This window comes from Psychrobacter sp. T6-1, from assembly GCF_052258445.1.
This window is the reverse complement of the sequence record NZ_JBQQFC010000735.1, coordinates 1-647: the sequence shown is the minus strand read 5'-3', so window position 1 is coordinate 647 and position 647 is coordinate 1. Positions and strand designations below refer to the sequence as shown.

The following is a 647-nucleotide window of genomic DNA, read 5'->3' as shown; positions in this document are numbered from 1 at the left end:
ATACTACCGCGATGCTCATAAAAGGTTTGCATGTCGGCGAGCAATTGGCAGGGATGAAAGTCATCGGTCAACGCGTTAATGATAGGAACGCTTGAATACTCAGCAAAGGTCTCAACCTTTTGGTGACCAAAGGTACGTATCATAATAATATCGACCATACTTGAGATGACGCGCGCTGAGTCCTCTAACGGTTCGCCGCGACCCAGCTGAGTGTCATTGGGTGACAAAAATATCGCACTACCACCAAACTGTCCCATACCCGTCTCAAAAGAGATACGGGTGCGGGTCGATGATTTTTCAAATATCATGCCAAGCGTACGACCCACAAAAGGCTGATAAATCTCACCGGCATGCTGCATTTTGCGCAGCTCGCTGGCACGTTTGATAAGGTCTTGGAGTTCGGTACGGGTTAAATCAGACAAGGTCAAAAAATGGCGCAAACTCATAGCAATCCTAGCAAGTCAAAAAAACGTTATCCGCCCTCAATCCTGTCGCATAAACGAGTATACGCGGGTGATAACAAACTTTTAGTATAGCTGAATTCCCTTTAATGTAAACGGCAAATTTCGGTCAGAATCTGACGCCAAAGGGTTTAACGGGTATAAATCTTTGCACAGACATAAGCGTTAACATTTTAAGAGTAATTT

Annotated in this window: 1 protein-coding gene; it reads right to left on the bottom strand. The window is 44.7% G+C overall.

The window, feature by feature from the left end; translation table 11 throughout:
* On the bottom strand, nucleotides 1–446 hold a 446-nt coding region (locus ACTXGO_RS15715; RefSeq protein ID WP_459112948.1), incomplete at its 3' end, for a Rossmann-fold NAD(P)-binding domain-containing protein.
* Nucleotides 447–647: the final 201 nt, after the last annotated feature.